This is a genomic window from Pelagibius marinus (assembly GCF_014925385.1).
Lineage (GTDB): Bacteria > Pseudomonadota > Alphaproteobacteria > Kiloniellales > Kiloniellaceae > Pelagibius > Pelagibius marinus.
Map to the genome: position 1 here is coordinate 92,179 of NZ_JACSDK010000008.1, position 26,080 is coordinate 118,258.

The window sequence follows — 26,080 nt, forward strand, 5'->3', positions numbered from 1 at the left end:
CGCGCTACTTGTCGATGCGCTCGCGCCACGGCAGCGCGCTCGGCGGCTCGTCGCTCGGCTGTGCGGTGAAGATGTTGCGCAGGAAGCCCGGCGTCAGGGCCGAGAGCGGGTTGACCGACACCTCCGGATCGTCGACCCCGCCCTTCACCTTGTAGACCACGGCGAAGAGCCCCTCGCCCTCGCCGCCGGTCAGCAGCGTGCCGATCAGCGGGATCTTGCTGATGAAGTTGTTGATCGAGTAGGCCGGCACCACGACCCCGGTCAGGTCGATGGCGTCGTTGTCGAAATCGATCTCGCCCTTGGCGGTCAGGCCCAGGGAGGCGCCGTAGATGCGCATCAGCTCGGTCGTCGCCACGCCGTCGTCCAGCACGAAGTCGCCGTCCATGCCCTGGAAGGGAATTCCGTCGCCGCTCAGCAGGTCGACCACACCGGTAAAGGAAGCGACGGTCAGCAGCTTGGCCATGACCGGCGCCTTGACCATGATGAACTCGCGCGCCTGCACCTTGGCATTGATGGGATGGGTCGGGCTCGGGCCGTCGCTGTGCCCGGTGACCTGGATCCGCCCGCCGACCACCGTATCGGCGATGTTGGTGGCGCGCAGCAGGGCGCCGAGATCGTCGCTCTGCGCCAGCAGGCGCTGACCTCCGCTGTCGGCATCGGGCGCGAAGGAAAACTGCAGATAGCGCCGGTTCAGCTGGGCGGTCACGGTCTCCTCGACCGGCGCTGCCGCATCGGCCGCGCTGCTCCTGCCGGCCTGCGTCTCCAGCACCTCTTTCTGCGGCAGCTCTGACTCCGGTGGCGCCACCTTGGGCGGCGGCGGCCGGCGCGGCGACCAGTACTGCTCGGGAATGCTGCCCGAGAGGCGAATGGTTTCCCAGCCGGTGGAGAGCCGGCGCAGTTCCAGGTTCACCCGCTCCAGGCGCCGCTCATCGGCGAAGTAGAGCACGTCCAGATCCGGCGCCCTGACGTTCAGCGGCTGGAAGGTGCGTGGTGTCGCTTCCTGGGCCGGCGGGGATTCTTCGGCTGCCGCCTCCGCGGCCTCCGGGCCGCCTTCCAGGAAAGGCTCCGCGTCCAGGGTGCCCTGGCCGATGGCGACGTCGATGCCGTCTTCGTCCAGCTGCACCGCCACGTCCTGCAGGTTGCTGCGGCCGATGGCGACCCGCTCCAGCTCGATTGAGCCGAGCCCTTCGCGATTGCGCCCCGGCGTCGCCTTGCCGCGGGCGGCCAGATCGCCGGCCTGCAGCACGATGTCGCGATAGGCCAGCGGACCGCTGGCGTCCATTTCGACGGTCAGGCTCAAGCTGCCGCTGGTCCCGGCCTCCTTGCGCCAATGGAGTTCCGGCAGGGAGATGGTGGCATCCTTCAGGTCGGTGGACACCTTCAGGGTCGAGAGGCCGTTGTCGCGGCTGATCATGGAGACCGTAGAGGCCAGCGGACCTTGCACCGTATCGCCGATGTCGAGGCCGAAGCGCGCGCGCTCCTCGTCGCTGCTGCGGGGGATTTCCGCCTCCAAGACGGAGCGCACCTTGGCGGTCTCGGCAAAGCTTTCCTGCCAGTCGATCGAGATCGGCACACCGCCGAGTGTCAGGGGGCCGGAGAGCTGCATCCCGCTCTCGTCGACGGTGACGGCGAGCTGCGCCTCGCTCATGTCCTGGTTCAGGAAAACGCGCTTCAGTTCGCCGCCGTGCACGGAGGCCTCGACCTGCAGGGTCACGTCGTCGAAGGAGAGCGTTTTCGCCAGGGGGAACTGAAAGCCGAGCTGTGCGGAAACCGCGCCACCGCTGCCGGCGGAGGTCATGCCGAGCCTGGAAAGCAGATCGAGACGCGGATGATCCAAGATCGCCAGCGCATCGTAGACCGGCCCCACCGCCTTGGTCTGGATGGTCAGCCGCTCGTAGATGGCCTTCTTGGCGTTGGCGGTGGAAAACCCGGTGATGTCGATCTGGGAGTCGCCGAGCGCCAGGTCCTGCAGCCGCCCGGTCTCCGCCGCGAAATGCAGGGAGTCGAGATCGAATTTCGCCGTGCCGCTGATCTTTGTGACCGACGGCAAGGGACGCAGGTAGTGCACCTCGACATCGCGGTACTGCAGGGTTCCCGTCAGGCCGATCACCTCGGTGGCCGAAAAGTCGCCCTTCGGAACGGCGGCATCCAGCGCCGCCGTCGCCTTGCCGACCGTCCCGGCGGTGACGTTCTCTATCACCCAGGGCCGCGCGTCGGAGGCGACAGATTCCGGCCAATAAGTTGCGAGGTCGGCCAGCGGCACGTCCTCCAGCGTGGCGTCGGTGTCCATGCGCCAGTCGCCGCTGACGGGATCGTAGTCGAGCACGCCCGCCAGACCGAGAACCGGTCCCGGAACCTCGGGACTGCCCAGGCTGATCTGCGCCTCGTCGAGATCGAAACGCCTTTCGTCGCTGTCGTAGCGCCCGCGCATGTTCAGGTCGCGCACGGGCAGGGCCGGCATGTCGATGCCGGGAATTCTGAGCGTCCCGGCAAAGCCCTGGATGTCGAAACCGGTGTGGCCGAGCTCGCCGTCCAGCGTCAGCGAAGTCGAGACCGAGCCGCTGATCCGCGAGGTCAGGCCGCCGACCAGCGCCAGCTCCGGGATCGCCTGCGCCATGCCGACAAGGCTGATGTCGCTGAAGCTGGCGGCAAGGTCGATGACCTGATCATCCTTGTCGAAGAGAAAGGCCGCATCGAGGGTCGCGGGGTCGAATGTCGCGGCGTCGCGCTGGCCGGCAAAGCTGAGGCTGACGTCCCCGGCCAGCCCGGCGATGTCCCGCCGCAGCGAGATCTCCGCCGATGGCGCGGCCCAGGAGATGTCCAGCATCTCATCGCGCATGTAGACCTGGCCGTCGCGGATGCGCAGCTCGTCGAGGAAGGAGAACGCATTGCCCACCTGGCGCTCCGCCAGCAATTCGCCGACAATCCCGCTCAGCACCAGGTTCTCGCCGCGACCCGCCCCGGGCTCCACCGCTTCGACGCCTTCGACGTCGGAACCGAAGCGGATCTTGCCGTCCTTGCTGCGGACAAGGCGGATGCGCGGCGCGATAATCTCAATCTGGTTGGGCGCGAGCGTGCCCTGCAGCGCGGCGCTGCTGCTCAGCTCGAAGGCGACTTGCGGCAGCGAGGCGATGAGCTTGTTGTCCGCGTCACGCACCACCACCTCGGCGGCATGCAGCACCAGGCCGCGGCTGCCTTCCTCCCAGACCAGAAAGGTGCCGCCGATATCGACGGTGTTCCTGCCCAAGTCGTTGATCGCCGCCGTCAGATAGGGGGTCAGGAAATCCGTGCGGATCGGCCCCTCGGAGAACCGCCAGGCCGCCACCCCGACGACCAGGACGGCGGCGGCGAAGAGCCCGCCGAGCAGCTCAACGCCGAAACGGATCACCCGATGGGTGCGGGAGCGCCGCGGCTTGGTCCGCCGGGCCGGCGCCCCGCCACTACCTTGCGGGCCGCCTCCTGCCGGGCCGCCGCCTGCCGGATCGCCGCCTGCCGGATCGCCGCCCGGCCCGCCCTTTTGGGCCGGCGCGGTCGCCACCGCCGGGCCCATGGCGGGCGCCGGCGCTTGACCGGGGCGCGCGCCTTCAGCAGTCTGATCCTGAAGCGAGCGGCGTGAGATGTCTAAACTCCCTTACCTACCAGATACTTCGGCTCTTCCAGGAGCCATAGAGCCCGCACGGGCGGAACCCTGGCTGGAGCGCTGGAACGCGGCCGCGGCGGCGGCTCCCGATCCGGCCGTGAGTGAACTGGCGCAAAGTCTGGCGCAAGATCCCGCGGGCCAGCGACTGCTGCAGGCGATTTTCGCCAATTCGCCCTTCCTCAGCCACTGTTTGATAGCGGATATCGGGCTCCTCGCCGATGTTTTAAAGCAGGGACCTGAATTGGTTCTAAAAAAAGTCCTGGAAGAGCTGAAAAGCAAGACCGCGATGTTGGCCGATCAAGCGGAATTGATGAAAAGCCTGCGAATTGCCCGCCGCCGCACCGCTTTTACCATCGCTTTCGCGGATATCTGCGGTTTTTGGGACGTCGCGGAGGTGACCCGCGCGCTGTCCGAATTCGCCGATTCAGCGGTCGATGCCGCCCTTGCCGGCATCCTGCGCCAGGCCGCCGCGCGCGGCGAACTCGGCCTGGCCGACGCGGCGGCTCCGACCCGGGACTGCGGGATCGCCATCCTGGGCATGGGCAAGCTGGGCGCCCGGGAGCTGAACTACTCCTCCGATATCGACCTCATCGTCATTTTCGACCCGGAAAAGGTGGATTACCGGCACTCGCGCGGCGCGCCGCAGGGGCTGGTGCGCCTGACCCGCGACCTGATGCGCAGCCTCGACGACCGCACCGGCGACGGCTACGTCTTCCGCACCGACCTGCGCCTGCGCCCGGACCCCGGCGCCATGCCGCTGGCCATCAACATCAACAGCGCCCTCACCTACTACGAGAGCCTGGGCCAGAACTGGGAGCGCGCGGCCATGATCAAGGCGCGGCCCATCGCCGGCGACAAGGGGCTGGGCGCCGCCTTTCTGGGCGAGCTTCGCCCCTTCGTCTGGCGCAAGCACCTGGACTTCTGGGCCATCCAGGACGTCCACTCCATCAAGCGCCAGATCAACGCCCACAAGGGCGGCTCGGTCATCGCCATCAACGGGCACAACGTGAAGCTGGGGCGCGGCGGCATCCGCGAGATCGAGTTCTTTTGCCAGACCCAGCAGCTGATCTGGGGTGGGCGCGACCCGGCCTTGCGCAGTTCACAGACCAAGGAGGCCCTGGCCGCCCTGGCCGAGAGCGGCCACATAGAGCCCCAGGTGGCCGAGGAACTGACCGAGGCCTACTACTTCCTGCGCCGCGTCGAGCACCGGCTGCAGATGATCGAGGACCAGCAGACCCACAGCCTGCCCGAGGACGACGAAGGCGTTGACGCCCTGGCGGTCTTCCTGGGCTACGACGACCCTGCGGTGTTTCGCGAGGAACTGCTGCGGCGCCTGCGCCGGGTGGAAGACCACTACGCGCACCTCTTTGAGGAATCGCCGACCCTCTCCGAGCCCGGCAGCCTGGTTTTCACCGGCGGCGAGCCCGACCCGGAGACCCTGGCGACCCTTGGCGGCCTCGGCTTTCGCGACGGTGAACGGGTCTGGCAGGTGGTCAGCGGCTGGCACCACGGCCGCTACCGCGCGCTGCGCTCGACCCGCAGCCGCCAACTGCTGACCGAGCTGGTGCCGGTGCTGCTGAAGGCCTTCGGCGGCACCCAGGACCCGGACCGCGCACTCTTGAAGTTCGACACCTTCGTCGCCGGACTGCCCGCCGGGGTGCAGCTCTTCTCCATGCTCTACAACAACCCCAACCTGCTGGAGCTGATGGCGGAGATCATGGGCAGCGCGCCCATGCTGGCCGACCGCCTGGACCGCAAGCCGCACCTGCTGGAGGCGGTGCTGTCGCCGGACTTCTTCGACCCCATTCCACCGGCCGAGGAACTCTCCGGGGAGTTGGAGGCGGCGCTGACCGACGCCCAGGATCTGCAGGACGTGCTCGACATGACGCGGCGCTGGGCCAACGACCGCCGCTTCCAGGTCGGCGTCCACATCCTGCGCCACAAGAGCGACGTCGACGCCAGCGGGCGGGCGCTGAGCGACATCGCCGAGGTGGCGCTGCGCGGCCTCTACGAGCCTGCGGTCGAGGACCTGGCGCGCAGCCACGGGCGCCTGGCGGGTTCCGGCCTGGCGGTAGTCGCCCTGGGCAAGCTGGGCAGCCGGGAGATGACCGTCTCCTCCGATCTCGATCTGGTCTTCCTCTACGATCTGCCGGCCCGGGAGGGACAGGGCGGCAACCTGCAGTCAGACGGCCCCAAGCCGCTGGAGCCGCAGCGCTATTACGCGCGCCTGGCGCAGCGCATGATCAACGCACTGAGCGCCCAGACCGCCGAGGGCACGCTCTACGAGATCGACATGCGCCTGCGCCCCTCCGGCAACGCCGGGCCCATCGCCACCTCCCTCGCCTCCTTCCGGCGCTACTACGAGAAGGACGCCTGGACCTGGGAGCATCTGGCACTGACCCGCGCCCGCGTCGTCGCCGGCCCCGCCGACATCTGCGCGCGCGTGGAGGAAGATCTGCTGGCCATCCGCAGCGCCCCGCGCGACCCCGAGCGCCTGCTCAGCGAGGTCGCCGCCATGCGCCGGCGCATCTACAAGGAGCATCCGGCGGCCACCATCTGGAGCGTGAAGTACGCCGAGGGCGGCCTCATCGACCTGGACTTCCTGGCGCAGTACCTGCAGCTGCGTCATGCCGCCGAGAAGCCGGAGGTGCTGGCGGTCTCGACCCAACTGGCCTTCCCCAGGCTGGCCGAGGCGGGGTTCATCGCGCCCGAGCGGGCTGAGAAGCTGGTCGAGGCCACGCGCTTTCTGCGCCAGGTGCAGGAGGCGCTGCGCCTGACCGTCGGCCCGGCCTTCGACGCCGATACCCTGTCGCCACTGCTGCAGGCGGCCTTGGCCACCAGCATCGGCATCGACAGCTTCGCCGAGCTGCGCGCCCGCCTGGAGGAGACCCTCGCCTGGGCGCACGGCATCTACGTGGAAGTCGTCGACGCCCCGGCGCCGCCCGGCGGCACGGAGCCCGACAAGGGCGTGCTGCCCTTCGCCAAGGGGGCCTAAACTGGCGTTGACCAGCAAAGTCACATGGACCAGAAGCTTGCGCTTGACCAAATCTGACCTGGGTGAAGTGACCAGCGGTTCCGGCATCTACCAAGTTCTAAGCCCCGCCTTAAAAATTGGGCGGCTAGGGGCAACAGACAAAGCCGGCATTCTCTACATCGGAGAAGCTAAGAACCCACAGCGTAGACTCAAGCTTCTACGTAGAGCACTCCTAGAGACCGATCCTGAGCGCCGCCGCGTCGAACCCCGACATGTTGCTGCCGGCCGATACCGAGCTTTGCCAAGTCATGTCATCCGCGCTATTCCAGTGGACACGCTGGAGTTCAAAGTTGCAGCTTGCATTGACCATAAAGGAGCTGAGGAAGAACTCTTGTGGGAATATTTCATGAAGTTCGGTGAAGTTCCGCCTTTGAACGGAACTCTCAAGCTGTACCCAAAAGGGACACTGAGGCCATCAGGAGCGTGAGCCCGCGCAGCCGCTTGATCTCGCCCGGCAGCGGGCAATGTCATAAAAGCATCACCATCCCCGATGCATCGTCTCGAACGGAAAACAGGAAACGTTGAACATGCCTGAACTCGGAAAGAAAGCGCCGGCCTTCACCATGCCGACCGACGGCGGCGGCGAGATCTCCTTGAAGAACCTCAAGGGGCAGAAGGTGGTGCTCTATTTCTATCCGAAGGACGATACCCCCGGCTGCACCAAGGAAGCCTGCGGCTTCCGCGACGCCCTGCCGGACTTCACCAAGGTCGACGCGGTAATCATCGGCGTCTCCAAGGACACCGTCGCCAAACACGAAAGGTTCAAGGAGAAGTATGACCTGCCCTTCACCCTGGCCTCCGACGAGGACGGCAAGGTCTGCGAGGCCTACGGCACCTGGATCGAGAAATCCATGTACGGGCGCAAATACATGGGCATCGACCGCTCGACCTTCCTGATCGACGAGAACGGCATCCTGCGCGGCGAGTGGCGCAAGGTGAAGGTGAAGGGCCACGTCGAGGAAGTCCTCGAAGCCGCCCAGGCGCTCTGAGGGGACCAGGTGATCACCCTCGCCACGCAGGCGGTCGCCATCCTGGAGACCGCCGACCCCCTGGCCAAGGCGGCGCTGGCGCGGGAAACCGCCAGCGCCTGGCGCGCCGGGACCATCGCCGAGGTCGGCAGCGCCCGGCCGCCGACACGCCCGGCCCGGCCCGCGCGCCCGGAGTTGAAGCGGCCCGGCGAGGTGCCCAAGCGCAAGATCAACCGCGGCACCGCCGGGCGCGGCGCGCTGCTGCACGCTCTGGCGCACATCGAGCTGAACGCCATCGACCTGGCCGCCGACATCGTCGCCCGCTTCACCGCCGAGGCCCTGCCCCGCCCATTTTACGACGACTGGGTGCGGGTCGCCGACGAGGAGGCAAAGCACTACCTGCTGCTGATCGAGCGGCTGACGTCGCTTGGCCTGACCTACGGCGACCTGCCGGCCCACGACGGCCTGTGGCAGGCTGCCGAAGAGACCGCCCACGACCTGCTGGCGCGCCTGGCGGTGGTGCCGCTGGTGCTGGAGGCGCGCGGGCTGGACGTCACGCCGGCGATGATCGTCAAGCTGCAGGCGGCCGAGGACGGCGACAGCGCCGCCGCCCTGCAGGTGATCTATGAGGAAGAGATCGGCCACGTGGCCATCGGCAAGCGCTGGTTCGACCATCTCTGCGCCCGGCGCGGCCTCGGCTCGCAGGAGACCTGGCACAACCTGGTGCGGCGCCATTTCAAGGGCCAGTTGAAACCGCCCTTCAACGACACCGCCCGCCACCTGGCCGGCTTTCCCGCCCACTACTACGGCGCGCTTGCAGCGGATTGAGCCGCTTCCAGCTTTCGGCATGGCTCCTCTGCCGCCTGGGCGTTTGACCGCACCGCCGCCAGCAGGTAGAGCCTCTGTCCCATGACGGCAGACGACAGCCCCCGGAAAACCGCCGCGGCGCAGGAAAAGCGCTGGCTCGGCCTCAGCGAGCACCAGCTTGCGATGATCCTGCTGTTCATCGCCCCGGCGCTGTTCTGCTCCAACATGCTGACGGCACGCCTGGTGCACGACATCTTCCCGCCGGTGGCCCTCGCCTTCTGGCGCTGGACGCTCGCCCTTGGCCTTCTGCTGCCCTTCACCGCGGCGACGCTCTGGCAGTATCGCTATGCCGCACTGAAGGAATGGCGCGATCTCCTCGTCCTCGGCGCTCTCGGCATGGGGGCCTGCGGCGCTTTCGTCTACATCGGGGCGGACACCACCTCCGCCACCAACATCGGCCTCATCTACTCGGTCTCCCCGATCCTGATCGTCATCCTGGCGCGGGTCTTCTACAACGAGCCGCTGAGCCTGCTGCAAAGCGCCGGCGTGCTGCTGTCGCTGGCCGGCGTGGTCGCCATCGTGTGCCGCGGCAACGTCGAGGTCCTGATGACCCTCAGCTTCGCGGTCGGCGACTTCTGGACCGTCGGCGCCATGGCGGCCTGGGCGGTCTACTGCATCCTGCTGCAACACCGGCGCTCGGACCTGCCGATGATGGCGCGCTTCTCCGCCATCGTCATCGGCGGCATCCTGGTACTGCTGCCCTTCACCGTGGCGGAGGGGCTCAGCGGCGAGTTGCCGGCGCTGGAGCCGCGCAGCTTCCTGATCGTCGCCTTCCTGGCCATCGTTCCGTCCTTCGGCGCCTACCAGGTCTATGGTCTGGTCCAGCGCATTCTCGGGGCGGGGCCGACCAGCCTGCTGATGTACCTCTTCCCGCTTTACAACGGCGTGCTGGCCTACCTGCTGCTCGGCGAGGAACTGCGCAGCTACCACCTGATCGGCGCCGCCCTGGTGCTGCCGGGGATCTACCTGGCCACCCGCAAGGCGGCGGCCAAAAAAACTCCGCCTCCCGAATAGCAGCGGGCCACCCAGTCCAAAGGACCGGGCAAAGCTGCAATCTCCTCGGCGTGGCGGGCGCCATGCGCAGCGGCGCTTCCCCGCTGCAACACATGTTCAGCTGCTCTCCCGAGGCAATCCCGTCGTTCGCGGCTGCCGCACCCTGACCCCGCAGGTCGCCCTCTTCGCCCAGTACGCGGGCTGCGACCACTCCCGCTTTCGCTCAGGCCGCGCCCTGCGACAAGGCGGCCTCCAAACCGCCGTCGAAGCCGGCGTCGAAGAGCCGCGCGGCCAAGGGGTTCTGGTTGCCGTGGCTGAGTTCGGTCAGGCAGACCAGCTCGTCACCGGCCGCATAGCCGGGATTGGCCTGCAGGAAAAACTGCACGTCGGGCCGGCGTCGGTCCTTTTCCGGAATCTCCGCCCAGTCTTCCTTCAGATGACCGCGGGATTCGGGGAAGTGCACGACCCCCGTTTCCGGATTGTAGAACTCCCCGAACTTCTCGGTCGCCAGCTGGTCGATCAGCGCCTTTGTTTCGGCCGGAGTCTGACGATTGTGCGCCGGGTAGAAGACCCGGTAGAAAGCCCTCAGGTAGCGGTAGGTGCGGTGGCCCTTCACCAGCAGGAGCCAGTACAGCGGCACCTCCGGCGATTCCGACTTCAGCGCGCCGGAGAAATGGATCCAGGTAAAGGCCAGGGCCTGCTGACCCCAGTGATCCTGATGCACGATGGTGTCGCCGGAGTACATGATCCGGACCCGCTTGCCGGTCAGCGCTTCCTCCCAGACCTTGATGGAGGAGAAGCCCTGCAGCGTGCCGTCGTCGTCGCGCAGGATCACCGCATACTGCTTGTCTTCGAGATCGCCGAAGAACAGCTCCTCGCTGGTGCCGCCGTAGTACTGTTCATAGAGCTTGAACATCGCCGCCCGCGTCGCCCGGTCCAGGCCCGCCGTCCGCTCCACGCGCCCCTTCAGTTCACCCATACTGCGCCGCGCTCCATGTTGCTAGACGTCCACCTTGGAGATGAACTCTTCGTACTTCCCGCGCGGGCCCAGAGGTATCTCATCGAGGTAGGTGAAGGTGATGCGAAATGGATGCCCGAGATTGCGCACCATCAGTTCGCGCGTCGCCTCTTCCTGCTCCGGCGTCAACGGTGCGGAGACCACCATGCGCTTCTCGATCTCGTCGAGGCTGTGCTGGATGAACTGGAACTGGAGAACCTCCGGCGTGATCGCCTTGTATTCGTCGTGGTTCCCGAAGTAGGGGAAGACCGTCGAGCCGTCAGGCAACGCCAGGCGGTTGCGCTGGCGCCCGAGGATGCGGTTTATGACCGGCAGGCCGCGCCCACAGGCGCAGGGCGCCCCGGCCTCCGCGTAGTCACCCAGCTGATAGCGGATCAGCGGCGTCGCGAAGTTGTGCAGGCAGGTAATGAGCACCCGCCCCACTTCGCCGGGGGCGCAGGGCTTGCCGTCGTCATCGACGACCTCCACCAACGCATTCTCCGACTGCACGTGATAGACCTCGTGCTCCGGGCACTGGATGGTCAGGTAGCCGGCCTCCTCGCAGCTGTAGGAGTCCTTCAAGGGCACGTCCCAGGCTTGGCGCACCAGGTCGCGCGCCTGCTGCGTCACCGTCTCGCCCACCGTCAGCACCTGCTTCAGGTTGGGGAATTCGATCCCCTTGTCGATGCAGTGCTTAGCCAGGGCCATGAGGTTGGAGGGAAAGGAAATCAGGTAGTCGGGCCGTTCGCGGAGCATCCAGTCGACCTGCTCGTGCAGCTCGCAGGCGATGTTCAGCATAACCGCCGGACCAGTGGGATAGATCGCCCCGGACGCAGGCCCCCAGCTTTCGCCGTGACTGCCCGCAGGCGCCATGGCCACGCCCTTGCGCGCCCAGCGGATGGCCCCCAGCTTGGCGCCGAAGTCGCGGCCCTGCCAGAAGTGCTCGCGCATGACGCCGGCGCGCCAGAACAGGCCCGTAATCTCGGTGCCGTACATGCGCACCGCCCGGCCGGTCGAGCCCGAGGTTTCAATGTGATGGCGCTTGCCGTGCGACTTCGGCAGGGCGGTCGCATGGATAGCCTCCCCGGCGGCCTGCAGTTCTTCGCGCTTCAGGATCGGCAGGCGTGCGAAGGTTTCCCGCGTCACCTCGGCGTTGGGGTCGATGCCGGCCTCGGCAAAACGCTGGCCGTAGAAGGGCACTTTCTGGCCCGCGTGGGCAAAGAGCAGGCGAAGTTGGCGCGCCTGCTGCGCGAAAAGATCCTCGGGCGACAGCCATTGGGTCTGGTCGAGCTGATAAAGCACCGACAGCAGCAGCGACGCCATGCGGCCGGGAATCGCCGGGGTAATGATCCCCGGTACGGTCGAACGTGGTATCGGCATGCTGCGTTCCCCCTCTGCGCCGCTCGCACCCGTCAGCGCCGCCGCACAACGACCGGCAGGCGCTCCAGCCCGCGGATCGAGGAATTGGACTGCCAGCAGGGTACGGCCTCGCGCAGCTCGATGGCGCTGACCCGCTCCAGCAACGCGGCGAAGGCGACCTCCCCCTCCAGCTTGGCGAGGCCGTAGCCCAGGCAATGATGGATGCCCTTGCCGAAGGCGAGGCTGGTGCCGTTGCGCCGGCCGATGTCCAGGCGGTCCGGTTCCGGAAACTGCGCCGGGTCCCGGTTGGCGGCACCGAAGATGCTGACCACGTAGCTGCCGGCCGGCACCGTCTCGCCGCCAATTTCCACCGCGTCGCGCGTCCAGCGGCCGATCTTCTGGATCGGGCTCTCGTAGCGCAGGAACTCGTCGACGGCGCGCTCCATCAGCCCCGGATCGGCGGCCAGGCGCGCAAACTCCCCGGGATGGCGGATCAGTGACAGCGTGCCGTTGCCGATCAGGTTCTTGGTCGTCTCATGCCCGGCCCACAGCAGAAAGATGCAGTTGGCCAGGAGTTCCTCCTCGCTCAAGGCGTCGTCGCCGGCGCTGTCCGCCAGCATGGCCGAGATGAGGTCGTCGCGCGGCGCGCGGCGGCGCGCGGCGATCAGCGCCGACATATAGGCCGTCAGCTCTTCGGTGGCGGGAATGCCGGTGGCGAGTTCCTCCGCGTGACCGGTGTCCAGCGCGCGGGTCAGCTGTCCGGACCAGTCCTTCAGCTTGTCGTAGTCCTCCGCCGGTACGCCGAGAATGCGCGAGATCACGATGACCGGCAGGGGATAGGCGAAGTCCGCTATGAGGTCGATGTCGGCGCCGGCCAGCGCCGCGTCGAGCAGCTGTCCGGCGATGACGCCGATGTCGCCGCGCAGGGAGGCGACCAGCTTGGGGGTGAAGGCCTTGCCTGCCAGGCGGCGCAGGCGGGTGTGAGCCGGCGGATCCATGAACACCATCCAGCGGCTCAACATGCGGTCCAGGGGCGTCGCCGCCCGCGCCTGACCGCTGATCGGATTCGCCCCGATCGGCGACTGACGCTGGAAGCGCTGGTCGGTCAACACCATGGCGACGTCGGCGAAGCGGGTCAGGTACCAGTCGCCCCAGGGGCTGGGGTAGACCGGCGCCGCCGCGCGCAAGGCATGATAGTGGGGATAGGGGTCATCGATGGTGGCGGGGGCGTCGAAGTCGATCGCAGCGCCGCCGGCCGGCGCCGCCGTTTCCGCTATCCCCTTGTCAAGCTTCACCATTTCTTCCCCCGCCGCCGCTGGTCAGCGGCCTGCAGTCTGCCAACCCCGGGTTAACAAATGCATGACCAGAGCATGACTAGAGCGTTCCGGCGCCGAGGGAAACCGTTCTGACGGGGTAAGCCCCGAGAGGATTCAGGCCTCGGCCCCGCTCTCCGCCGAGCCCCGGTCCAGGCGCGCCGCCAGGGACGCCTCCAGAAAGGCGTCGATATCGCCGTCCAGCACGCCCTGGGCGTTGCCCTTTTCCACCGCCGTGCGCAGGTCCTTCACCATCTGGTAGGGCTGCAGCACGTAGGAGCGGATCTGGTGCCCCCAGCCGATGTCGGTCTTGGACTCCGCCTCCGCCTGGGCCTCGGCCTCGCGCTTCTGCAGCTCGTGCTCGTAGAGGCGCGCGCGCAGCATGGACCAGGCCTGGGCCCGGTTCTTGTGCTGCGAGCGGTCGTTCTGGCACTGCACCACGATGCCCGTGGGCAGGTGGGTAATGCGGATCGCGGAATCGGTCTTGTTCACGTGCTGCCCGCCGGCGCCCGAGGCGCGGTAGGTGTCGATGCGCACGTCCTTGTCCTCGACCTCGACTTCGATGGCGTCGTCGACGACCGGATAGACCCAGACCGAGGCGAAGGAGGTATGGCGGCGCGCCTGGGAATCGAAGGGCGAGATGCGGACCAGGCGGTGCACGCCCGACTCGGTCTTCAACCAACCGTAGGCGTTCTGCCCGATCACCTTCACCGAGGCCGACTTGATCCCCGCCTCTTCGCCGGCGCTTTCTTCCAGCCACTCGATCTTATAGCCGTGCTGCTCGGCCCAACGCACATACATGCGCAGCAGCATCTGCGCCCAATCCTGGGCCTCGGTGCCGCCGGCGCCGGCGTTGACTTCCAGATAGCAGTCGTTGCCGTCGGCCTCGCCGGAGAGCAGGCTCTCCAGCTGCCGCTTGGCGGCGCGCGCCTGCAGGGACTCGAGCTGGCCCTGGGCCTCCTGGATGCTGTCCTCGTCGTCCTCGGCCTCGCCCAGCTCGGCCAGGGTGACGGCGTCCTCCAGCTCGCTCTCGATGGCGTGGAACTCCTTCAGCGACTGCTCCAGGTGGGTGCGCTCGCGCATCACCTTCTGGGCGCTCTCCGGGTCGTTCCAGAGCTCGGGGTTCTCGGCCTCGGCGTTCAGCTCGTCGAGGCGCAGCGTCGCGGCATCGACGTCAAAGATGCCTCCTCAGCAGGGCCAACGACTGACGAACCTCGTCTGCCACCGCTTGGATTTCGGCGCGCATAAGCACTCCTTGATCGGTCTCTAAGAAGCCGCCGTCCGGACCTCTTCCGGGCCGGCGGACGGCTTTGCCGGGAATCTTGTAGGGGTTTCAGGGCCGCGCGGACAGCCCCCCCTTAGTAAAGGCCGCCGGGGCCGCTGGCCGCGGTACTGCCGGTGGTGGGGTTGTAGCCGCCGTCCAGCACCACCTGGCGCCCGGGCGCCGGCTCGGTCCCCGGCTTGAAGGCCTCCAGAAAGACGTGCTTGTCGCCGGGGCGCGCCAGCTGGCCGGTCTCGGCGTTCAGCCGCACCAGGCGGATCCCCGGCGGGATACGGAAGGGCACGGCGTCTTCCTTGGTCAGCGCCTCGGCCATGAAAGCCTTGAACAGCGGCGCGGCGACGTTGGAGCCGGTGTCGCGCGGGCCCAGGGTGCGCGGCTCGTCGAAACCGACGAAGACGCCGACGGCCAGGTCGGGGCTGAAGCCGATGAACCAGGTGTCGATGTTGTCGTTGGTGGTGCCGGTCTTGCCGCCCAGCGGCATGCCCAGCGAGGCGATGCGCCGTCCGGTGCCGCGCTGGACCACGCCCTGCAGCATGCCGACGATCTGGTAGGCGGAGGCCGGATCGGCCACCTGCTCGCGCTCGTCGGGCAGGGCGGGCGGCGCCTGTCCCTGCCAGGCTTCGACTAGGCAGACCTCGCAGGCGCGGGTGTCGTGGCGGTAGATGGTGCGGCCATGGCGGTCCTGCACCCGGTCGATCAGCGACGGCGAGATGCGCTTGCCGCCGTTCACCAGCATGGCGTAGCCGGTGGTGATCTGCATCAGGGTGGTCTCGCCGGCGCCTAGCGACATGGAGAGCACCGGCTCCATGTCGTCGATGATGCCAAAGCGGCGCGCGTAGTCCACGACCTTCTCCATGCCGATGGTCTGCGCCAGGCGCACGGTCATCAGGTTGCGCGACTTCTCGATGCCGACGCGCATAGGGGTGGGGCCGTAGAATTCCTTGGAGTAGTTGGAGGGCTTCCACTTGCCGAGCCCGGGGCCCTGGTCCAGCACGAAGGGCGCGTCCAGGATCATGGTCGCCGGGGTGAAACCGCTGTCGAGCCCGGCCAGGTAGACGAAGGGCTTGAAGGCCGAGCCCGGCTGACGCCTGGCCTGCGTCACGCGGTTGAATTCACTGCGCTCGTAGGAGAAGCCGCCGGCCATGGCCAGGACGCGGCCGGTGTGCGGATCGAGGGCCACCAGGCCGCCGTTCACGTTGGGGATCTGGCGCAGGCCGAAGGCATTCTGGTCATAGGCCTTGCCGTCGTCGTCTTCGGTCACCGCCTCGACCAGGACGACCTCGCCGGCCTTCAGCACGTCGCTCGGCTTCTTGGGCTTGTTGCCGATGCGCTGATTCTCGATCCACTTGCGGGCCCAGGCCAGCTCGGCCATGGGAATATGCCCCGTGGTGCCGTCGGCCAGGACAATGTCCGCCTGCTTGGCGCTGGTGCCGGTCACCGCGGCCAGGCGCCAGGTCTCCGCGATGCCGATCGGGCGTTCGATCTCCTGCAGGCTCACCATCGGGTCGGCGCCCTCGCCCACCTCGATTTCCGTGAGGGGGCCGCGCCAGCCGTGGCGGCGGTCATAGGAGATGAGGCCCTCGCGCAGCACCCGGTTGGCGATGTACTGCAGGCGCGGATCCAGGGTCGTGCGCACCGACAGGCCGCCGGTGTAGAGGCTGTCGTCGCCGTAGAGGCGCACAAGCTCGCGCCGGGTTTCCTCGGCGAAGTACTGAGCCTCGACAACCTCGGTGTCGTCGCGCTCGCGCACCACCAGCGGCTCGGTCCGGGCGGCTTCGGCCTCGGCCTCGGTGATCCGCCCGTCCTCGGCCATGCGGCCGATGACCCAGTTGCGCCGCGCCACCGCGGCGTCGTGCTTGCGTACCGGATGATAGTTGTTGGGCGCCTTGGGCAGGGCCGCGAGATAGGCGGCCTCGGCGATGGTCAGCTCGTCGAGCGACTTGTTGAAATAGTTGAGCGAGGCGGCCGCCACGCCGTAGGAGCCGAAGCCCAGATAGATCTCGTTGAGATAGAGCTCGAGGATCGTCTCCTTGGTGAAGGCATGCTCGATGCGGAAGGCCAGGATGGCCTCCTTGATCTTGCGTTCCAGGGCGACCTCGTTGGTCAGCAGGAAGTTCTTGGCCACCTGCTGGGTAATGGTCGAGCCGCCGACGGGCCGGCGGTCGGAGCCGAAGTTGGCGACGTTGGTGACCACCGCGCGCAGCACCGAGACGAAGTCGACGCCGGGGTGGTCGTAGAAGTTCTTGTCCTCGGCCGAGAGGAAGGCGTTGGTCACCCGGCGCGGAATCGCGGTGATCGGCACGAAGACGCGCTTCTCGGTCGCGTACTCGGCCAGCAGGCGCCCGTCACCGGCATGCACGCGCGTCACGGTCGGGGGCTCGTAGTCGGCCAGCTGGCTGTAGTCCGGCAGGCCGCGCCCGTAGTGATAGAACACGTAGAACAGGCCGCCCGCCCCGATGACAGCGCAAATCAGGGCCAGTCCGAACAGGACGCCGAGTATCTTAAAGGCACGTCTCAAGCTATTTTCTCCGCTGGGCGCTTCCGCCCGCTTCCTGGCCGCCCCTGCCGCTGCCCCCGGACCCGATACGCCAGGGGCGCGCATGCTACGCAGTGAGGCGTTAAGGAACCTCAACCGAGGATGCAAGCCCTTTTATATCAAGGGGTAGCACCCAAATGTGGCAGCCCTGTGGTTGCCTGCAGCCCCGCTCCCGGCCCGGCCAGGTCCCTGGGGACCGCCGGCAGGCCGTCCTCGGCGCCGCCGCCGGGCCGGCTCAGCTCCGGCTCGCCGCCTTCTGCTTCTCGAAATAGCCGTCAATCGCCCGGATAATCGAAGCGACTATCTTATCCCGATGCGCCTTGCTGCGCAAAAGCCGCTCTTCCTGGCGATTGGACATATAGCCGATCTCGAAGAGGATCGAGGGCACCACCGGCGACTTCAGCACCGCGAAGCCCGCGAAGCGGTGGGTATTGCGCAAGAGCTTGGTCTCGCGCCCCACCTCGCGCACCAGATCGTTAGCGAACTTCTTGGAAAGGTTCATGGTTTCGCGCTGGGCCAGGTCGATCAGGATGTTGCGCACATCGCCGGTCTGGTCGCCCAGGTTGACGCCGGCCAGCACATCGGCGGCGTTTTCCGCCGCCGCCAGGGCCGCCGCCTCCTCGTCCGAGGCGGTCTCGGAGAGGGTGTAGATCGAGGCCCCGCGGATCTTGCCGGAGCTGTGCACGTTGGCGTGCAGGGAAATGAAGAGGTCGCCCTCGGCCTCCTGGGCCAGGCGGATGCGCTCGCGCAGCTTCAGGAAAAGGTCGCGTTCGCGGGTCAGCACCACATGATAGCGCCCGGTGGCCTCCAGCGCCGCCTTCAGGGCCTCGCCGTAGGCCAGGGTCAGGTTCTTCTCGTAGGAGCCGGAAACGCCCACCGCGCCCGGATCGACCCCGCCGTGGCCCGGGTCGATGACGACCGTCGGGCGGCTGTCGGCGGGCTTGGCCGGCGGCAGCGGCGGCACCGTCTCGGCCAGCGGCTTCAGGGGCCGGTCGGAAACCGAGGCCTCCCCGGTCGCCGAGCCCTGGGCGGCGAAGTACTGCTCGCGGCTGACCGCCTCGACGTCGATCACCAGGCGGTGCGGCTTGCCGTCGCGCGGGGGGATGACGAAGACCTTCTGCAGGTGCACCGGCCGCTTCACGTCCAGCACCACCCGGCTGGTCCCCGGCGCGAAGAGGCCGAAGCGCAGGTCGCTGATCAGGCCGCGCACCCGCGGCTGGCGGTCGTCGGGCAGCGCCCAGTCGACTTCCGGCAGGTCCAGCACCACGCGGAAGGGGTCCGGCAGCGTAAAGACCCGATAAGGCAGGTCCTCACTCAACTCAAGGACGAAACGGGTTCGCTCCGAATTCTCGCCGATGCGCGCAGCGGTCACCTGGGGCTTGGCGAGGGCGGGCTTGATCCCGAGCGCGCCTGCGGCGCCCGTCAGGAAGACTATGGCCAGCAGAAGGAGCCGGATCTTCAAATCGAGTTCCCAAATTTTGTGTAAGGTCAACGGCCCGCTACCAGATATACGCGAACCCTGGGGAGCGGGCCAAGCCCTTCCGGCGCCCCCGGCGGCGGAAATCGGCGGCCTTCCCCAGTGATTTACAGGGCAAAATGGGCGTCACCGTGGCACGGCGCAACCTCGCGCCCGGAAAATCGGGGTTTCGTCCGCCGGAACCGGCCCCGGGCCGGGGCCCCGTCCGGCCTCGCCGGGAGCCGAATATTGGCTGGTAGACCATGGTCTTGCCTGATATTATTTCGGCTGTGATTCCTCTTGCCTCCCCGAGCCTTTCCCGGAAAGTGGCGTGGCAATGTGGCGGCGGCGCCTCGTTGAGGTGGCCGCGCAGTCTGCAAGAAGCAGGCCCACGCGACAGGGGTGGAATGCCGAATCCGGGCAGGGAATCGCGAGACAACCGAGCCGCGTGGCCGCTCTCGTCAGCATAGCGCTTGCGACAGTGAAAGCGTGGCTCCCCCAAATTCACGGCCTGGCCCCTCTTATTGAGATGGTGTGTCCCGGCCGTCGAGGCGCTGGCGGCGGCTTCCACAGAAAAGCCGCATCGTCCACGACCTCGGAAATGAGAGCATGCTCGTTCCGATGACGGTCAAGACATCGATAATGTCGACCAAACGAGTTCCCAAGACTTTCGCGCCGCGGCCGGGAGACAGAAAGGCTGTCCCCGAGGACCCCGCGTTGCGCGTTCCGGAGTTTTCCCTTTATGGCCAAACGTATGCTTATCGATGCCAGCCACCCGGAAGAAACCAGGGTGGTGGTTCAGTCTGGCAATCGACTTGAGGATTTCGACTACGAAACAAGTTCCAGGAAGCAGTTAAAAGGCAACATCTACCTCGCCAAGGTTACGCGGGTAGAGCCCTCCCTTCAGGCGGCCTTCGTCGACTATGGGGGCAACCGCCACGGTTTCCTGCCGTTCAGTGAAATCCATCCCGACTACTACCGAATTCCCATTGCCGACCGCGAGGCGCTGCTGGCCGAAGAGGCCGCGCTGAAGTCGGAGCCGGCGGACGAAGCCCCCGAGGATGCGGAGATCGAGGTCCCCGACCTTGAGGAGACCGAGGACGCCGGCGGCGAGCCGTTGGAGAACGGCCTCCTGGAGGACGGCCCCCTGGAGGACGGCGAGGACGCGACGCTGGAAGGCGCCGAGGCCGCCGAGGATCAGGCCGAAGATCTTGACGCCGCCGAAGGCGAAGAGGACGGCGACGATGCCGAGAACGGCGAAGCCGCGGCCGCTGCGGATCCGGAGCAGGTCGAAACCGAGGAGCGCGTCGACACCGTCGGCGGCGACGAATTGGAAGACGCCGCCCGGCGCAGGGCCCAGCTGCTGCGCCGCTACAAGATCCAGGAAGTGATCAAGCGCCGCCAGGTGATGCTGGTGCAGGTGACCAAGGAGGAGCGCGGCAACAAGGGCGCCGCCCTGACCACCTACCTGTCGCTGCCCGGACGCTACTGCGTGCTGATGCCCAACACCAACAAGGGTGGCGGCATCAGCCGCAAGATCAGCAATGCCAGCGACCGGCGACGCCTGAAGGGCATCCTGGCCGACCTCGAAATTCCCGAGGGCATCGCCGTGATCGTGCGCACCGCCGGCAGCCAGCGCACCAAGGTGGAGATCCGCCGCGACTACGAATACCTGCTGCGGCTGTGGGACAACATCCGACAGTCCACCCTGGAGTCGACCGCCCCGGCCCTCATCTACGAGGAAGCCAACCTGATCAAGCGGGCGATCCGCGACCTCTACAGCCGGGACACGGATGAGGTGCTGGTCGACGGCGACGAAGGCTACAAGGCGGCCAAGGACTTCATGAAGTCGCTGACGCCCAGCCACGCCAAGAAGGTGCAGCAGTACAAGGACACCAACGTCCCGCTGTTCCAGCGCTACCAGGTGGAAAGCCAGCTCGACGCCATGCACTCCAACACGGTGCAGCTGCGCTCCGGCGGCTATCTGGTGTTCAACCAGACCGAGGCGCTGGTCGCCGTCGATGTGAACTCCGGCCGCGCCACGCGCGAAAGGCATATCGAGGAAACCGCCCTCAAGACCAACCTGGAGGCCGCCGAGGAAGTCGGGCGGCAGCTGCGCCTGCGCGACCTGGCCGGCCTCATCGTCATCGACTTCATCGACATGGAGGAGTCGCGGCGCAACCGCGAGGTCGAGCGGCGCCTGAAGGACGCGCTGCGCCACGACCGCGCACGGATCCAGCTGGGCCGCATCTCGCCCTTCGGGCTGCTGGAGATGTCGCGCCAGCGCATGCGCCCCAGCCTCTTCGAAAGTTCGACGGAGACCTGCCCGCACTGTAAGGGTGACGGTCGCGTGCGCACGGTGGAATCCCTCGCCCTGCAGGTCCTGCGGCGCCTGGAGGAAGAAGGGATCCGCGAAGCCGGCGGCGAGATGACGGTCACGGTACCGACCCAGGTCGCCCTCTACCTGCTCAACAGGAAGCGCGACCACCTGGTCGCCATCGAGGAACGCTACGACTTCAAGGTCTCCGTGGAGACCGACGATCACCTGGCCACCGACGACTTCACCATCGCGCGCGATGGTGCCGTCGTCGAACGGAAGGCCCCGCCCGCCGAGGACCGCCGTGAGACGCGCCGCGACTCGCGCCGGGATTCGCGCCGCGAGGCGGACAGCGAGGACGGCGAGCGCAAGCGCGGCCGCCGCCGCCGTTCGCGCCGGCGCAAGGACGAGGACGAGGAGGCCGAGTCTCAGGAGGCGCGCGAGAGCGCGGCCGAAGAGGACGAGGCCGCCGAGGACCGCGAGATCGAGGCCGGCGAGGAGCAGGACGGCGAGCGTCCGCGCAAGCGCAAGCGCCGCGGCAAGCGGGGCGGCCGTCGCCGCTCGCGCCGCCGCGACGACGAGGCCGAGAGCGAGACGCAGGAAGCCGCTGAGGCGGCCGACGCCGAGGCCGACGAGGACGACGAGGCCGTGACCGAGGAAGCAGCCGAAGGCGAGGCCGAGGAAAGTCCCAAGCCGCGCAGCCGGCGCCGGCGCAGCACCCGCAAGGCCGAGGCCGAAGAGTCCGAGGCTCCCGAAGCGGAAGCGGCGGAGGACGGCGAGGCCGTGGCATCCGAGGTGGCCGACGAGGCCGAAGAGGAAGCCAAGCCGAAGTCGCGGCGCCGCGGCACCCGCGGCGGCCGGGGAACGCGGGGCGGCCGCGGCCGTGGCCGCGCAGCCAAGGCGGCGGAAGAAGACGCCGGGGAAGAGTCCGAAGCAGCGGCCGAGGAAAGCGTCGAGGCGGCCGGCGACGAAATCGCTGCCGCCGAGCCGCAGCCCGAGCCGGCGGCCGAGGAAAGCCTGCCCGAGGAAACGGTGGCGGAGGAAGCTGCCGCTGAGGAGCCCGCCGCCGAGGAAGTCGAAGCCGAGGAAGCGGCTGAGGAGCCCGCGCTGGCGGCGGCCAACGTGTCACGGCCGGATATCAGCGCCACCGATCCCAAGGTGGTGATCGAACCGGCGACGCCCGCGAGCTCCGCCACGGCCGAGCAGAGCGGGGGCGACCAGGAGGTCGAGACCCTGGAGCCGCCGCGCAGTGAAAGCGACGACGACGATCAGCCCAAGCGCCGCGGCTGGTGGAACCGCTTCGTGTAAGCCCGCCGCCACAGCCTGAGGCCGAGAAGGAAACGGCCCCTTCCACATCGGAAGGGGCCGTTTTTCGTGAGGCGGAAAAATCGACCTCCTCTAAGGGGCCTCAGGGGTCTCCGCAGGCGCGGCCCGCACCTCCTCCAGCAGCCAGTCACGAAAAGCCGCGACTTTGGGCGCCCCGGCGCCGTCACACGCGCTCAGCAAATAGTAGGAGAACGTGAGCGGCGTGCTGAGACTGGGATCGAAGGGACGCACGAGACGTCCGGCGGCAAGGTCGTCGGCCACCAGCCGGTCGCCGATCAAAGCCACGCCATGGCCGTCGAGCGCGGTCTGCACCGCCATGCTTTCCATGCTGAAGTGCGGTCCGCGGGTTGGGTCGATGTCGTGCAATCCGGCCGCCAGCAGCCACATACGCCAGCTCGCCTCGGCGTCCTTCCAGTCGACGTGCAGCAGGGTGTGGTGGCGCAGGTCGTCGGGCCGGCGCAAGGGATGCGCGCCGCGCAACAGCGCCGGGCTGCAGACCGGTGTGTTGACCTGCCCGAACAGCCGGTCGACCCGCACCCCTTCATAGCCGCCGGGGCCGTAGCGCAATGCCACGTCGGCATCGCCGCGGACCACGTCGACCCGCCGGTCGGTACCGTCGATGCGGATCTCGATCTCCGGGTGCCGGCTGCGAAAACGCTCCAGCCGGGGAACCAGCCACATGGCGCCGAACGAAGGGCTGACACTGATGGTCAGCACCGCGCTCTCGCTGTGGGCATGCATCTGCTCGACCCCTTGGGCCAGCTTGTCGAAGCCCTGGCTGAGCATCGGCAGCGCCGCCTGGCCGGCATCGGTCAGACGCAGCGCCCGGGGCAGGCGACGGAACAGGGGCACCTGAAGCAGCTCCTCAAGCGCCTTCACCTGATGGCTCACCGCCGCCGGCGTGACGTTCAACTCGGCCGCCGCCCTGGTGAAGCTGAGGTGCCGGGCGGCCGATTCGAAAGCCTTGAGGGCATTCAGTGGCGGGAGCGGGCGAGCCATGATCTTCACCTGAGTTTTTCTAAAAGACGGGCCGAGATCTTCTCGAGTGCGCAAGGTCTCTACTATGCGTAGTTTCGCAACAAATCAAGCCACTGCCACCGCGGCGTGGCCGTCTCTATTGATCAAGTAAATCTAGTCCATGGGCGAGACGGCCAGCAGTCGGGCCAGATCCCGAGAGAGGACTTCATGACCCCCGATTGCGAACCTCCCGCTCCCGGTCTGGCCCGAAACATCCGGTCCGACTACGTAACCGGCCACATCCTTCTCATGATCTCCGTGGTGACCTACAGCACCGCAGGCTTGTTCACGAAGGGGGTCGAAGCCGGCGCCTGGGAGGTCATCTTCTGGCGCGGCTTCTTTGCCGGTGCCTTTACGACGGTCTGGACAGTCCACAGAGGGATGTTCCGGCGGAACTTCTTCGCCATGGGTGCCAGCGGAGGGGCGGTTGGGGTGATCGGCGCCTTGGGGACCGCGGCCTTCATCCCGGCGTTCAAGCTCACGACCATCGCCAATGTCTCGCTCATCTATGCGGTCTCTCCCCTCATCGCAGCGCTGCTCGCGTGGCTGGCCATGGGAGAGAGAGTATCGGCGCGGACGATGGCGGGCTGCGTCGGCGCACTCTTGGGTGTCGCGGTCATCGTGTCGGGCTCGCTCGGCCAAATCAGCCTCAACGGCGATCTGCTGGCCCTCTGCATGACCACCGCCATGGCCGCGATCATGGTCATCTATCGGAAGTACCCGGAGACGCCGGGACCAGGACCCGCGGTGCTGCAATCCGTCTTGTTGCTGCCTTTTGCCGCGCTCCTGGGTAGTCCCTTCGATATTGCCCGCTCGGAGGCCCTTCTCCTTGCCGCTTTCGGGCTGATGTTCGCCATTGCCTCTGTCACCCTGGCGGAAGGCGCCAAACCGATTCCCTCCGGCCAGACCGCGCTTTTGAGTTCCTTGGAAACCCCGCTGGCGCCGATTATCGCCTTCTTTCTGTTCAGCGAGATTCCGGACAGCGCCACGTTCATTGGCGGTGCAGTCGTGATTCTGGCGGTGCTTTTCTCGATTAGAAACGAGACTTGAGCGCTAAAGCGCAGGCTTCCCTCTCCGGCGACAGCCTATGGCGTCAGCCCTTGATCCAGCCCTTGAGGCGATCGGCCGCCTCGGCCATGACCGCTTCGCGCCCGGCGAAGGAGAAGGCTCCGAAGCGGCGGCCGGGGAAAGCGTCGAGGCGGCCGTGGTCGAGGAAGCGGCTGAAGAGCCCGCGCCGAAGGGGCCGGAACTGCGGTTCCCTAGTGGGGCTGTATCAGGGTCCGAAGGTATTGTCTTGTCTGGTCATCCCAGCTGCTGGGGTCTTCCCCGTGAGCGACCACCGCGTGAAGTTCCATGAGCTTCCAAACCTCGTCCTCCGTCGCCGCAACGACTTTGCCGGGACAGGTCTCCATGCCTTCACAGTCCTTGCAGGCGTAAGAATAGGCTGTCGTCATTGTTGCCTCCTTGGAAGGCCCCGATGCGGCTCAGAACTCGTGAAAGGTCGGCAGTCCGTCTGCGAGTTTGATCCAGGGTTGCTGATGGGACACATAGACGTGTGCCTCGGGAGAAGCGATTGACGGATCATCCAGCGTCGCGGCGGCAAACCACGCCTCGCCCTGCCAGTTTTGGCCCTCGACCTCGCCTTCGGCAGCGTAGGTCAGGGTCGTTCCGCAATCGCCACAGAAGCCTCTTTTGATACCGGGCGTCTTCTCGCAGAACCTGATTTCTCCCTTCGTGACGGAGAAATCCTCAGCCGGAACCTTCGCCCAGGTGGCGAAGGCGCCGCCGAGCGCCAACTGGCACGAGCGGCAGTGGCAATGCCCGGACCAAGCCGGCGGCCCCGCGATTTCATAGCGCACCGCACCGCAGTAGCAGCCGCCTCCATGCTTTTCGGCTTTCTCGCCCATTCCGCTGGCCTTTCAGTTTTATCATAGTTTTCGTAACGTGATACCATCGAGCCTCGCGCAGGAACTCCCGCTGAAACGCTTCGATTGTTGACCCAAACTCGCATACGTGCGACTCAATAAAGTTCCTATTGTGTAAGAAAAACTTACAAATGGACTGGCTTAAGCTCCCTCCGCTCAACGGCCTCCGCGCGTTTTCGGTTCTCGCGGAAACGGGCAGCTACACCCTGGCGGCCGAGCGCCTCAACGTAACGCACGCCGCGGTCAGCCAGCAGGTCAAGGCCCTCGAGAGCCGCCTGGGCACGGCCCTCGTCGTCCGGACGGGCCGCCGCATTCAATTGACCGATGAGGGGGCGGCTCTCGCACGGGACCTCGAAAACGGCTTCGGAACCATCGCGCGAGGGATCGAGCGCCTGTCGGAAGTTGCGGCGGAACGTCCCGTTCAGGTGACCATGTCACCGGCTTTCGCCGTGGAATGGCTGATGCCGAGGATCATGGAATTTCAATACGAGAACCCCGGCATCACCTTGATGCTCAATCCGACGCCCGAACTGATGGAACTGAAACCGGGCGGCATCGATGTGGCGATCCGCTATCGGGACCGTCGCCGCCCGCAGCCGGATGTCAGGTCCGTCTTGGTTTCGGATATGATCGTCGTCGGAACGCCTTCGCTCGTCGGCAGCCGTGACTTGCGCGATCCCGCGGCCCTGGCCGAGCTGCCATGGTTGCAGGAACTGGGCACCAATGAAGTCGGTGAGTGGTTCACCTATCATGGCATCGTGCCCGAGCGGCCGCTGACCGTGAATCACATGCCAGGAAACCTTATCATGGATGCTGTTCGCCGGGGGGACGGCATCACCTACACGGCGCGCGCATTCTTCAAAGAAGATCTTGAAGCAGGAAAGGTCGTGGAACTGTTTTCGGAACCGGCCTTCGGCATTTACTACGTCGAAACACCCCCTGGGCCGATACGGCCCACCGTCGGATTGTTTCTGGACTGGCTGATGTCCAAAGCGGAGACCGTTCTGGCTTGAGCCCAGGGGGGCAAGCCTTCAGTTGCTGGCTCATGGG

At 67.0% G+C, this 26,080-nt stretch carries 18 protein-coding genes; 8 read left to right on the plus strand and 10 right to left on the minus strand.

Annotation, left to right across the window (positions count from 1 at the left end):
- Positions 1-4 precede the first annotated feature (4 nt).
- Positions 5-3,538: a YhdP family protein gene (locus H7X47_RS26295; protein WP_193368336.1), complete on the minus strand. Its 3,534-nt coding sequence runs from the start codon at positions 3,536-3,538 to the stop codon at positions 5-7.
- A 79-nt stretch (positions 3,539-3,617) separates the two neighbouring features.
- Between H7X47_RS26295 and H7X47_RS09045 the strand changes: the two genes are divergently transcribed.
- From H7X47_RS09045 to H7X47_RS09065, 5 genes are all read left to right on the plus strand, one after another.
- Positions 3,618-6,635, plus strand: a complete 3,018-nt coding sequence (locus H7X47_RS09045) for a bifunctional [glutamine synthetase] adenylyltransferase/[glutamine synthetase]-adenylyl-L-tyrosine phosphorylase (RefSeq protein WP_193368337.1) — start codon at positions 3,618-3,620, stop codon at positions 6,633-6,635.
- Between the two features lie 43 nt (positions 6,636-6,678).
- Entirely contained in the window at positions 6,679-7,101 is a 423-nt protein-coding gene (locus H7X47_RS09050; protein WP_193368338.1) for a hypothetical protein, read from the plus strand.
- A 100-nt stretch (positions 7,102-7,201) separates the two neighbouring features.
- Positions 7,202-7,663 (plus strand): thioredoxin-dependent thiol peroxidase, encoded by a 462-nt coding sequence (gene bcp / locus H7X47_RS09055; RefSeq protein WP_193368339.1) that lies wholly within the window; start codon positions 7,202-7,204, stop codon positions 7,661-7,663.
- Between the two features lie 9 nt (positions 7,664-7,672).
- Positions 7,673-8,470 carry a ferritin-like domain-containing protein gene (locus tag H7X47_RS09060; RefSeq protein WP_193368340.1) on the plus strand — a complete coding sequence of 266 codons (798 nt, stop codon included), beginning with the start codon at positions 7,673-7,675 and terminating at the stop codon, positions 8,468-8,470.
- An 81-nt stretch (positions 8,471-8,551) separates the two neighbouring features.
- On the plus strand, positions 8,552-9,523 hold the full coding sequence (locus H7X47_RS09065; RefSeq protein ID WP_193368341.1) for a DMT family transporter: 972 nt from the start codon (positions 8,552-8,554) through the stop codon (positions 9,521-9,523).
- 202 nt (positions 9,524-9,725) lie between these two features.
- On the opposite strand, the gene H7X47_RS09070 is transcribed toward H7X47_RS09065, so the two are convergent.
- The 6 genes from H7X47_RS09070 to H7X47_RS09095 form a co-directional block, all read right to left on the minus strand.
- Positions 9,726-10,481, minus strand: coding sequence for a hypothetical protein (locus H7X47_RS09070; protein WP_193368342.1), 756 nt, complete (start codon positions 10,479-10,481; stop codon positions 9,726-9,728).
- Positions 10,482-10,502: 21 nt separating this feature from the next.
- Positions 10,503-11,879 (minus strand): phenylacetate--CoA ligase family protein, encoded by a 1,377-nt coding sequence (locus tag H7X47_RS09075; protein WP_193368343.1) that lies wholly within the window; start codon positions 11,877-11,879, stop codon positions 10,503-10,505.
- Between the two features lie 32 nt (positions 11,880-11,911).
- Positions 11,912-13,156 (minus strand): cytochrome P450, encoded by a 1,245-nt coding sequence (locus H7X47_RS09080; RefSeq protein ID WP_193368344.1) that lies wholly within the window; start codon positions 13,154-13,156, stop codon positions 11,912-11,914.
- Positions 13,157-13,288: 132 nt separating this feature from the next.
- Positions 13,289-14,417, minus strand: a protein-coding gene (gene prfB, locus H7X47_RS09085; RefSeq protein WP_193368345.1) for a peptide chain release factor 2 whose coding sequence is annotated in 2 segments (ribosomal slippage) — positions 13,289-14,347 and positions 14,349-14,417 — 1,128 coding nt in all. Because the reading frame shifts where the segments join, the coding sequence is not laid out codon by codon here.
- A 112-nt stretch (positions 14,418-14,529) separates the two neighbouring features.
- A complete protein-coding gene (locus H7X47_RS09090; protein WP_227010331.1) occupies positions 14,530-16,971 on the minus strand; it encodes a penicillin-binding protein 1A in 2,442 nt (813 codons plus the stop codon).
- A 253-nt stretch (positions 16,972-17,224) separates the two neighbouring features.
- A complete protein-coding gene (locus tag H7X47_RS09095; RefSeq protein ID WP_227010332.1) occupies positions 17,225-18,451 on the minus strand; it encodes an N-acetylmuramoyl-L-alanine amidase in 1,227 nt (408 codons plus the stop codon).
- 736 nt (positions 18,452-19,187) lie between these two features.
- Here H7X47_RS09095 and H7X47_RS09100 point away from each other — a divergent pair.
- Positions 19,188-22,070 carry an Rne/Rng family ribonuclease gene (locus H7X47_RS09100; RefSeq protein WP_193368347.1) on the plus strand — a complete coding sequence of 961 codons (2,883 nt, stop codon included), beginning with the start codon at positions 19,188-19,190 and terminating at the stop codon, positions 22,068-22,070.
- Positions 22,071-22,160: 90 nt separating this feature from the next.
- Here H7X47_RS09100 and H7X47_RS09105 read toward each other — a convergent pair whose 3' ends face one another.
- Positions 22,161-23,087, minus strand: coding sequence for a transcriptional regulator GcvA (locus tag H7X47_RS09105; RefSeq protein WP_193368510.1), 927 nt, complete (start codon positions 23,085-23,087; stop codon positions 22,161-22,163).
- A 186-nt stretch (positions 23,088-23,273) separates the two neighbouring features.
- Between H7X47_RS09105 and H7X47_RS09110 the strand changes: the two genes are divergently transcribed.
- On the plus strand, positions 23,274-24,155 hold the full coding sequence (locus H7X47_RS09110; RefSeq protein WP_193368348.1) for a DMT family transporter: 882 nt from the start codon (positions 23,274-23,276) through the stop codon (positions 24,153-24,155).
- Positions 24,156-24,364: 209 nt separating this feature from the next.
- Here H7X47_RS09110 and H7X47_RS26520 read toward each other — a convergent pair whose 3' ends face one another.
- Positions 24,365-24,559: a DUF1059 domain-containing protein gene (locus H7X47_RS26520; RefSeq protein WP_193368349.1), complete on the minus strand. Its 195-nt coding sequence runs from the start codon at positions 24,557-24,559 to the stop codon at positions 24,365-24,367.
- Between the two features lie 30 nt (positions 24,560-24,589).
- Positions 24,590-25,012, minus strand: coding sequence for a GFA family protein (locus H7X47_RS09120; RefSeq protein ID WP_193368350.1), 423 nt, complete (start codon positions 25,010-25,012; stop codon positions 24,590-24,592).
- Positions 25,013-25,161: 149 nt separating this feature from the next.
- Between H7X47_RS09120 and H7X47_RS09125 the strand changes: the two genes are divergently transcribed.
- Positions 25,162-26,043, plus strand: coding sequence for a LysR family transcriptional regulator (locus tag H7X47_RS09125; RefSeq protein WP_193368351.1), 882 nt, complete (start codon positions 25,162-25,164; stop codon positions 26,041-26,043).
- Positions 26,044-26,080 lie beyond the last annotated feature (37 nt).

Bases quoted from the DNA above. Each gene is read 5' to 3' on its own strand.
- H7X47_RS09080 (WP_193368344.1), bottom strand. From the start codon at position 13,156: ATGGTGAAGCTTGACAAGGGGATAGCGGAAACGGCGGCGCCGGCCGGC.
- H7X47_RS09070 (WP_193368342.1), bottom strand. From the start codon at position 10,481: ATGGGTGAACTGAAGGGGCGCGTGGAGCGGACGGCGGGCCTGGACCGG.
- H7X47_RS09120 (WP_193368350.1), bottom strand. From the start codon at position 25,012: ATGGGCGAGAAAGCCGAAAAGCATGGAGGCGGCTGCTACTGCGGTGCG.
- H7X47_RS09065 (WP_193368341.1), top strand. From the start codon at position 8,552: ATGACGGCAGACGACAGCCCCCGGAAAACCGCCGCGGCGCAGGAAAAG.
- H7X47_RS09110 (WP_193368348.1), top strand. From the start codon at position 23,274: ATGACCCCCGATTGCGAACCTCCCGCTCCCGGTCTGGCCCGAAACATC.
- H7X47_RS09105 (WP_193368510.1), bottom strand. From the start codon at position 23,087: ATGGCTCGCCCGCTCCCGCCACTGAATGCCCTCAAGGCTTTCGAATCG.
- H7X47_RS09100 (WP_193368347.1), top strand. From the start codon at position 19,188: ATGGCCAAACGTATGCTTATCGATGCCAGCCACCCGGAAGAAACCAGG.
- bcp (WP_193368339.1), top strand. From the start codon at position 7,202: ATGCCTGAACTCGGAAAGAAAGCGCCGGCCTTCACCATGCCGACCGAC.
- H7X47_RS09125 (WP_193368351.1), top strand. From the start codon at position 25,162: ATGGACTGGCTTAAGCTCCCTCCGCTCAACGGCCTCCGCGCGTTTTCG.
- H7X47_RS09075 (WP_193368343.1), bottom strand. From the start codon at position 11,879: ATGCCGATACCACGTTCGACCGTACCGGGGATCATTACCCCGGCGATT.
- H7X47_RS26520 (WP_193368349.1), bottom strand. From the start codon at position 24,559: ATGACGACAGCCTATTCTTACGCCTGCAAGGACTGTGAAGGCATGGAG.
- H7X47_RS09045 (WP_193368337.1), top strand. From the start codon at position 3,618: ATGTCTAAACTCCCTTACCTACCAGATACTTCGGCTCTTCCAGGAGCC.